Annotated in this window: 8 protein-coding genes and 1 tRNA gene; 7 read left to right on the top strand and 2 right to left on the bottom strand. The window is 67.7% G+C overall.

The features are described from left to right. Positions 1 to 634: 634 nt before the first annotated feature. The gene (locus B042_RS0112580) at positions 635 to 943 is read right to left on the bottom strand and encodes a hypothetical protein (RefSeq protein ID WP_028648590.1); all 309 of its coding nucleotides are present in this window, start codon (positions 941 to 943) and stop codon (positions 635 to 637) included. A gap of 258 nt (positions 944 to 1,201) precedes the next feature. On the opposite strand from B042_RS0112580, the gene B042_RS0112575 reads away from it, so the two are divergent. The 5 genes from B042_RS0112575 to B042_RS0112555 all read left to right on the top strand — a co-directional run bounded on the left by B042_RS0112575 (position 1,202) and on the right by B042_RS0112555 (position 4,349). After that, positions 1,202 to 2,032, top strand: a complete 831-nt coding sequence (locus B042_RS0112575; protein ID WP_081748752.1) for a helix-turn-helix transcriptional regulator — start codon at positions 1,202 to 1,204, stop codon at positions 2,030 to 2,032. Between the two features lie 145 nt (positions 2,033 to 2,177). Next, positions 2,178 to 2,300, top strand: coding sequence for a DLW-39 family protein (locus tag B042_RS26545; protein WP_014912962.1), 123 nt, complete (start codon positions 2,178 to 2,180; stop codon positions 2,298 to 2,300). A gap of 165 nt (positions 2,301 to 2,465) precedes the next feature. Next, positions 2,466 to 2,538 (top strand) — tRNA-Ala (locus B042_RS0112565). A gap of 721 nt (positions 2,539 to 3,259) precedes the next feature. Continuing rightward, entirely contained in the window at positions 3,260 to 3,586 is a 327-nt protein-coding gene (locus B042_RS0112560) for a WhiB family transcriptional regulator (RefSeq protein ID WP_051415656.1), read from the top strand. A gap of 175 nt (positions 3,587 to 3,761) precedes the next feature. Next, complete coding sequence (locus B042_RS0112555) at positions 3,762 to 4,349, top strand: DUF1707 and DUF4870 domain-containing protein (protein ID WP_231493977.1); 588 nt, start codon at positions 3,762 to 3,764, stop codon at positions 4,347 to 4,349. A 77-nt stretch (positions 4,350 to 4,426) separates the two neighbouring features. Here B042_RS0112555 and B042_RS0112550 read toward each other — a convergent pair whose 3' ends face one another. Next, positions 4,427 to 5,029 carry a hypothetical protein gene (locus tag B042_RS0112550; RefSeq protein WP_028648586.1) on the bottom strand — a complete coding sequence of 201 codons (603 nt, stop codon included), beginning with the start codon at positions 5,027 to 5,029 and terminating at the stop codon, positions 4,427 to 4,429. A gap of 242 nt (positions 5,030 to 5,271) precedes the next feature. Here B042_RS0112550 and B042_RS0112545 point away from each other — a divergent pair, with 242 nt between their 5' ends. Together B042_RS0112545 and B042_RS0112540 are read left to right on the top strand one after the other, a co-directional pair. Further along, positions 5,272 to 5,796, top strand: coding sequence for a peptidylprolyl isomerase (locus B042_RS0112545; protein WP_028648585.1), 525 nt, complete (start codon positions 5,272 to 5,274; stop codon positions 5,794 to 5,796). Between the two features lie 41 nt (positions 5,797 to 5,837). Further along, complete coding sequence (locus tag B042_RS0112540; RefSeq protein ID WP_197024286.1) at positions 5,838 to 6,752, top strand: rhomboid family intramembrane serine protease; 915 nt, start codon at positions 5,838 to 5,840, stop codon at positions 6,750 to 6,752. Positions 6,753 to 6,844 lie beyond the last annotated feature (92 nt).

The following is a 6,844-nucleotide window of genomic DNA, read 5'->3' as shown; positions in this document are numbered from 1 at the left end:
CGTTAAGTCCCTTTGCGCTGATGGTACTGCCCTGTGGTGGGGTGGGAGAGTAGGTCGCTGCCACGGTTTTTTGTTGGGGTCGGGGTTGTTCCTTTGGGGGTGGCTCCGGCCCTGTTTTTTTGTGTGCGGGCTTGTGCAATCGTGAATATGTGGCGAAGCCCCTGCCGCTGGTCGACAGCGTGCGGGCGCTATCCGCCGACCGTCGGACGGCGGCAGGCACCGCCCCTTCGGGGCCTCCACGGCATAGCCGGAGCACCACAGGGCTCACAGGCTCCCGACGGGTTCGGCAGGAGCCCGTGACAGGAGTCCCCCGTCGCTGGGGCGGAGTACACCGCGGAGGGGACCACGGGGTGGACGGGGGAGGGCGGGGGTACCGCGGAACGGTTCGCCCCGGGCCCAGGGGAGGGGCTACTTCTCCTCGTCGGCCTCCGGAACCTCGATGAGCTGCCTCAGCAGCGCCACGAAGTCTTCGTCGCTCATCGCTGACCAGTCCACATGCTCGTTCATGTTCAGGAAAGTCCCCAAACTGGGGATCTATAAGCCTGTACCGCGAGATTGCTTGGCGAAGAGTCCGTGAACGGGGTGTGAGCGCAGTTCAGCACCGTGGCCGCCTTCGGCCACGAGAGTGTGGTCCCTAGACCCGCTGGTGGAGTGCGCTCCGGCACTCGGGGCACCGGCAGCGCTTGTTGTAGCCCGTCACGGTGCCGTGGGGCAGGGAGGGGTCACGCTGTTCGGTGAGCGTGGCGTCGAGCTGCTCGCCGAAGGGCTTGAGGATGCGTGCGGTGGAAAAGACCTGCTTGGCGCTGGTCTCCAGCTCGGACGCCGCGTCGTCGATGTGCTTCCCCATGCGGAGTTTCGCGATGAGACGGGACCGGGTGCTCGGAGGCATCTGGGCCTCCGCGTTCGCGATCAACTGCTCAGCGTCGTCGATGGGGTAGCTCAATGGATGTCCTCTACGTGTGCGGGATCGCATGCCCATCGTACGTGCTTCCCGCTCTCTCCCCGTCGAGTGAGATCTCTGCGGCCGCGGTTTCCCGAATCGGCTCAGGGCGGGGCTCCTGTGAAGGATGGGCAGTCTGTCGTCCCTGTTGATCCTCATCCGAGGCGAATCCGGGGCTGTTTTGTAGAAACGCATTGCTAGACGCTAGGTGCCGTGTTTCGCTGAGGGCGCACCTTCGTCTGCGCGATTGGAATCGTGCTTATGAGCAGCCCCACGGTTCGTCGTCGTCGACTCTCCACCGAGCTCCGCCGCCACCGTGTCGAGGCGGGTATGACCCTCGGCGACGTGGCCGCGGAGCTGGAGTGGTCACCGGCCAAGCTCGGCCACATCGAGACCGGCATCCGCAAGTGGCCGTCGGTCACGGAGATTTCGGCTCTACTGTGCCTGTACGGCGTCACGGGCGGCCGGAGGGAGGCGATCCTCACCCTCGTGCGGGAGTCGCGTCTGCGGCCGTGGTGGACGCAGTACGAGGACGTTCTGCCGTCCGCCTACGTCGGCAACGAGGCAGGAGCCGCAGCCGTCCAAGTGTACGCGGGGATCCTGGTGCCGGACTTGCTCCAAGTGCCCGAGTACACGGCTCTCGTCGCTGGTGCGCTGGGGTACGGCGACAGGGAGGGCGAGCGGATGGTGGCGGCCTACCTCAAGCGCCAGGAGCTCCTGGAGCCCGGGGGGTCACTCCGGTATCACGCGGTCCTGGAGGAGGAGGCGCTCCAGCGCACCGCCTCGGACCGGGGGCTGCTCCGGGCGCAGACGGCCCGGCTGCTGGAGGCGGTCGCCCTCGAACGGGTGACCCTCCAACTGATACCGACCTCGGCCGGCCCGCACCCCGGTGCCGCGGGCCCCTTCTCCGTGCTGGAGTTCGACGATGACGAAGCCGCGCTCGCCTATGTGGAATCGACCTCGGGAGGGGTGATCGTCGAGGCGGAGGAGCAGGTGGGGGCCTGCCGACGGGTATGGGGGGAACTCACCCGGATCGCGGCGTCTCCGGCGGCGACCACCGGGATCCTTCGGCGAATGGCGCTGTTGACCTGACCCGGATGCGTGAATCGGTCCACTGCGGCGGGAACCGCCCCGGATTGCTTGCTAGTCTCGTGGTGTCAACCTCGTAAAGTTCTCTGTGGTACCCGCCGATCGGTGGGACAGCCGCACGAACCGGACGAACGAAAGGGTCCAGACAGTGAAGAAGATCATCGTTCTGGCGCTGGTGGCCCTCGGGGCTTTCGCCGTCTACCGCAAGATCCAGGCGGACCGCGCCGAGCTCGACCTGTGGACCGAGGCCACGGCGGCCAGCGAGAGCTGAACAGGACTGGGCGCGCCTTCAGGGGCTCGTCCAGATGTGACACGAGGACGTGGGTGGGCCGGTACCCGTGGTGCGACCCACGCCTTTGTGCCGCGGGTCCCTGAGACGTGGTTCCAACCATGACCGAGGGCACCTTCGGATGAAGGTATGCTCTGTGTGGGTCCAGGGGCCATAGCTCAGCTGGCAGAGCGCCGGTTTTGCATACCGGAGGTCAGGGGTTCGACTCCCCTTGGCTCCACTCGTCTTTTCCCAGTTCGAAGACGTAACGACGGCCACCCAGGCGAACGCCTGGGTGGCCGTTTCGTGTTGCGCACCGTATTCGGGCTGTCCTGGTGGCCGTCTCCCGTCTTCCACGCGTCCTCCCGGAGCGGGCGGCCGGAGGTCCCGTGAGCACGGGACCTCCGTCAGTAAGGGAGACGGAGCAACGCCCGTAATGCCCGAAATAATAACCTTGGTCATTATTCGATGAATGGGTTGCTCTTCGTGTTCGGAGCGAGTCTGGCATAGTCCGTTCGGGTGGGGTCGCGAACGTGGCTCTGATGCCCTTGGCCTAGGGCCGTCCGGGGCCTCCTCTCCTGACATGGTAGGAAACACCAGGTCACCACAGTTATGTCGAATTTCTGTAGATTTCTGGCTCTGTGGGCCGCTGCCACCAGATGAGATGACTCTCCGTGTGTGTATGATGACACTCCCCCGAAGTGCAATGGTCCGAGTGGACCAGATGAGAAATAGGCCACTTGGGGACTGTTGGTGGACTGGGACGATCCGTAGTTTCGACACCAACGACAACGAGGAAGACAGCGTGCCGAAACGATCAACCCCCGAAGACGAACCGTGCGGCCCCCGCGCGGCCTCGTGCACCGTCCTCGGAACGGCCCGCTTCTCCTCTCCCGCCGACGGACGCGTCGGCTGACGGATGTTCCGATCACTGCACATGCTGATCTTGGGAGTGGGGCAACATGTGGAATGAGAAGATGGCTGCCCGAGCCAAATGTCGGGAGATTGATCCCGACGCCCTCTTTGTTCAGGGCGCCGCGCAAAACCGGGCCAAACTGATCTGCCGGGGCTGCCCGGTGCGGACCGAGTGCTTGGCGGAGGCACTGGACAGCCGCATCGAGTTCGGTGTCTGGGGCGGGATGACCGAGCGCGAGCGCCGGGCCCTCCTGCGCCGCCGCAAGGACGTCACCGACTGGCACGGCCTGCTCACCAGTGCCGAGCGCCGCTACGAGGAGGAACGGGCCCGTGTGGGCGACGACCGCGGAGTGCGGGTCGCCGCTCGCGGGTAGCCCGCGGCCGTTCGGGAAGGGGGAGCCCCGAACTCGGCCGGGTACCGGCCCGATGTCAGGGACCGGTCAGGGTCTGCCCGGATGTACGCCATCCCTGTGATGGCCGATGATGGAGGGAGCACGGCCGCTTCGAGAGACCGGGGCCGTGCTCCCGTCGGCACAGGGAGTGGATGTGGTGGTGCAGGAAGGTCGCTACCCGGTCGGCCGTTCCGGGGAACGGCCGCGGCTTCGTCTCACACACGCGGACCGGGATGCCGTGGGCGAGGCCCTACGCGAGGCTTACAGCAGGGGGCAGCTCGACGAGCGTGAGTTCGAGGAGCGTCTGGAACTCGCCATGCTGGCCAAGTTCCAGGACGACCTCGAACCGCTCACCCGTGACCTGGGACCGGACCCGCGGTCCGCCCGGACCCCGGAGGGGGCCTCGAACCGGCCGCAGAGCACACCCGCGGATCGGGTCATCGCCGCAGGAGGCCACGTGGGGAACTACTTCTTCCCCCTGGTGGTCCCGATGGTCCTGTTCCTGGTCAGCGACAAGAGCTCCCCGTACGTCCGACGGCAGGCGATGGAGGCGCTGAACTTCCAGCTCTTCTGCCTCATCACTGCGGTGGTCTCCGGGCTGCTGTTCTGGCTCATCGCGCCACTGCTCGTGCTCGTCTACGTGGCCTTGGCCTGGACCGTCCTGCCGGCGATCGCGGGGGTGGCGACCCTCGCCGGGAAGCAGTGGCGGTATCCCCTGATGTTCCGGGTCCTCAAGGACGACTGACGCCCCGCTCCGGCCCTGCCGCGCGTCGGCACCCGGTGGGGCGCGGACCCGTCATCCCCGGCCCGCGCCCCCGAGGCTCAGCTCGTCGGTCCGCCGTTCCTGTCCGCCCTGTCCTGACCGGTGGCGGCACGAACCTTCTCCTTGGTCTTGGCTGTCGTGGATCGGGCGGCCTCGGCCGCCTTGTCCGCCGCGGCCGACGCCTTCTGCTCCAGGTGGTCGCGGGTCTCACGGACCTGCTCGCGCGCCTGGTCGAGGTGCTCCTGCCATTCCGCGTCCTGGGACGCCCGGCGCAGTCGGACGAGCGAGTACACGAGCACGCCGCCGACCACGGCCGCGCCTCCGATGATCGCTACGCGGGGGACCCGCGACGTGCCGCGGCGGGCGGCCCTCCTCAGCTTGGTCCTCTTGACGGCCCGTGTTCCGGGGGCGACCCTGCCCGCGGCGGCGGTGAGCGCCTCCGCCACTCTGGGCGCCACCGTGTCCTCGACCCGGTGCGCCGCCGTCTCCAGCCGCGGCGCGGTCCAGCCGCGCGCCTGGAGGACTCTCAGGGCCGCCTGGTCGCGTGCCTGGTCCGCGTACGGGCCGAACCGGTCGGCCTGCCCCCTGGCCAACTCCTGTAGACGGATGATGGTGGCATCCGCCTCCTTGCGTGCCTTGCGGCGCTTGGAAGTGATGGACACGTCGTCAGCTCCTTCGGTCATGCACAGGTTCGTCCCCGCCCTGGGGCGGGTCCCCACGTCCTTACCCGTGATCCGGGTGTTATCTCAACTTACGTCCTCTCCGTCTGAGTCCGGCGCTTCGACACCGGCCAGGGATGGTTCGGGTGGAGTCGGTCGTCCACACATCGCTGAGAACAGGGAAAGGGAGAAGGTAGGACGGGTAACGTGATCACGTCAACGCACACGATCGAAAGGCACTGAAGGTGTCGGAATCCAAGGGCCAGCCCACCGCTCGGCTGAACACCTCCATGGGAACCATCGTCGTCAAGCTGTTCGAGGAGGAGGCCCCGGAGACGGTGGCCAATTTCATCGGCCTCGCCGACGGTTCCCAGCAGTGGATCGACCCCACCACGGGTCAGCCGTCCGACAAGAGCCTGTACGAGGGTACGGTCTTCCACCGGGTCATCGACGGCTTCATGATCCAGGGCGGTGACCCGCTCGGCAACGGCCGCGGCGGCCCCGGGTACGAGTTCAAGGACGAGATCCACCCGAACCTGAGCTTCGACCGCCCGTTCCTGCTCGCCATGGCCAACGCCGGCCCGGGAACGAACGGCTCGCAGTTCTTCATCACCGTGGAAAAGCCGCACTGGCTCAACGGCAGGCACACGATCTTCGGCGAGGTCGTCGAGGGGGAGGACGTCGTCTCCTCGATCGCCACCGTCGAGACCGACGCCCAGGACCGCCCGCGTGAGGACGTCGTGATCAACAGCGTCGAGATCACCCGGTAGGGGGCGGTCGTGGACAGACCCAGAGGAGTGGGAAAGCACTGATGACCGCGTCGCAACCGCCCTCCGGAGCGACCCCCGAACCCGCGGCCCCGCGTACCTGCTACCGGCACTCCGGCAGGGAGACGGGGGTGAGCTGCTCCAGGTGCGAGCGTCCCATCTGCCCCGACTGCATGGTCGAGGCGGCCGTGGGCTTCCAGTGCCCGCACTGTGTCGCGGAGGGCAGGCGCCGGACCCGGCGGCCCCGGACCGTCTTCGGCGGCGGGGTGGTCGGTCGGCCCTACGTCGCGTGGACCCTGCTGGGTCTCATGGCCGCGGGCTACCTCGCCCAGATGGCGACGGCCACTCCGATCGGCTCGGCCGGAGCCTCTCCTCTGATCCGAGGGTTCGGCATGCTGGGTCTGGGGGTCACCGAGAACGGTGACGTGCTCGGCGTCCTGGCCGGGGAGTGGTATCGGCTGATCACGGCCGCGTTCCTGCACGGGGGCGTGTTCCACCTGCTGCTCAACGGGTATCTGCTGTACCTGTTCGGCACCCCCCTGGAACGCTGGCTGGGACACGGACGCTTCCTGGCGCTGTGGCTGCTGGGAGCCCTCTCGGGGTCGGTGCTCACCGTGTTGGTCGAACCGCACCAGTTCGCCGTGGGGGCCTCCGGCGCGGGCTTCGCGCTCCTGGGTGCGGTGTTCGTTCTCGGGAGGCGGATCGGGGCGGATCTGCGCATGGTCGGGGTCCTGTTGGTGATCAACCTGGTGGCGACCTTCCTCGTCCCGAACATCTCCTGGACCGCCCACATCGGTGGACTGGTGGCGGGGCTGGTACTGGGCGCCGTCTTCGCCTACGTCCCGGGGAGCCGGGCAGGCGCCAGGGTTCGTACGGCCGTCCACACGTCGCTGACGGCGTTGTTCGCCGTGGTGCTCGCGGCTCTACTGCTCCTCGCCCCGGCGATCACCGGGGTCTGACTTCCGTCGAACCGCAGACGCCGACGGCCCCGGACCCAGGTCCGGGGCCGCCGGCGTCGCACGCGCACCAGCCGAACCGCCACGGCGGTGGG

Origin of the sequence: Nocardiopsis sp. CNT312 (assembly GCF_000515115.1) — a bacterium.
Taxonomy (GTDB): Bacteria; Actinomycetota; Actinomycetes; order Streptosporangiales; family Streptosporangiaceae; genus Nocardiopsis.
The sequence above is the reverse complement of the archived record's forward strand: the minus strand, read 5'-3'. Positions and strand labels throughout refer to the sequence as shown.

Bases quoted from the DNA above. Each gene is read 5' to 3' on its own strand.
- B042_RS0112560 (WP_051415656.1), top strand. From the start codon at position 3,260: ATGTGGAATGAGAAGATGGCTGCCCGAGCCAAATGTCGGGAGATTGAT.
- B042_RS0112575 (WP_081748752.1), top strand. From the start codon at position 1,202: ATGAGCAGCCCCACGGTTCGTCGTCGTCGACTCTCCACCGAGCTCCGC.
- B042_RS0112540 (WP_197024286.1), top strand. From the start codon at position 5,838: ATGACCGCGTCGCAACCGCCCTCCGGAGCGACCCCCGAACCCGCGGCC.